2 protein-coding genes are annotated in these 1,014 nt (G+C 66.0%); both read left to right on the top strand.

Features of this window, described 5'->3' with window-relative positions; all coding sequences use genetic code 11:
- Window positions 1-48: 48 nt before the first annotated feature.
- Window positions 49-435, top strand: a complete 387-nt coding sequence (locus BEN49_RS29630; protein WP_070744818.1) for a helix-turn-helix domain-containing protein — start codon at window positions 49-51, stop codon at window positions 433-435.
- Window positions 432-998 carry an IS630 family transposase gene (locus tag BEN49_RS26335; protein ID WP_239691958.1) on the top strand — a complete coding sequence of 189 codons (567 nt, stop codon included), beginning with the start codon at window positions 432-434 and terminating at the stop codon, window positions 996-998. Before BEN49_RS29630 ends, BEN49_RS26335 begins: the two co-directional genes overlap by 4 nt.
- Window positions 999-1,014: the final 16 nt, after the last annotated feature.

Raw genomic sequence — 1,014 nt, 5'->3', positions numbered from 1 at the left:
TAGAGCGGTTCTCAGGATGATGTACAGTACGGGAGTTATTTTTCCAGCGTGAAAGCCTATTCTCTTGATTTACGCGAACGTGTCGCGGCGGCTTGTACGCAGCCCGGCCGCACCGTTAGCGCGGTGGCCGCGCAATTCAGCGTTTCCGTTTCGTTCGTGGCCAAGTTGTTGCGCCGCCAGCGCCAAAGCGGGTCACTGGCGGCGCTGCCCCACCGCAGCGGCCCCGCCCCGCTGCTCGACCCGGCGGGGCGGGCGGAACTGGCGGCCTGCTTGCGCCAGCAGCCCGATGCCACCCTGGACGAGTTGCGCGTGTGGGTGGCTGCGCTGGGCGGGCCGGACGTGAGCCTGGCCACGATGGGCCGAGCCGTGCAGGCGCTGGACTGGCGGCGAAAAAAAAGAGCGTCCACGCCGCCGAGCGCGACACCGACCGGGTGAGAGGCTTGCGGGCCGCGTTTGTGGAGGCCGTGCAGGCCGAGGATTTCACCTGTTTCAAGTTTGTGGACGAGACGAGCACCAACCTGACCTACTGCCGCCGCTACGCCCGCGCCGAAGGCGGGCAACGGGCCCAGCAGGCCACGCCCCTGCACGGCGGGCCGAACGTGACGCTGGTGGCGGCCCTGACCCTGAACGGCCTGCAAGCGGCCATGAGCGTGAGCGGGGCCGTCAACGGCGACGTGTTTGCCGCCTATCTCGACCAGGTGCTCGGCCCCACGCTCGTGCCCGGCGACGTGGTGGTGCTCGATAACCTGCCGGCCCACAAAGTGGCCGGCCTGGCCGAGGTGGTCGAAGCCCGCGGGGCCCGCCTGCTGTATCTGCCGCCGTACTCGCCTGATTTTAACCCCATTGAACTCGCCTTCAGCAAGCTTAAAACCTGGCTGCGCACGGCCCAGGCTCGCACCCGCGAGTCCCTGGAGGACGTGATGAAAACCGCCACCGACTGGATAACCGAACAAGACGCGAAAAATTGGTTTGACCATTGCGGCTATCATGTACAGTAACCTGAGAACTGCTCTA

This window comes from Hymenobacter coccineus (assembly GCF_001816125.1).
GTDB classification, from domain to species: Bacteria; Bacteroidota; Bacteroidia; order Cytophagales; family Hymenobacteraceae; genus Hymenobacter; species Hymenobacter coccineus.
The sequence above is the reverse complement of the archived record's forward strand: the minus strand, read 5'-3'. Positions and strand labels throughout refer to the sequence as shown.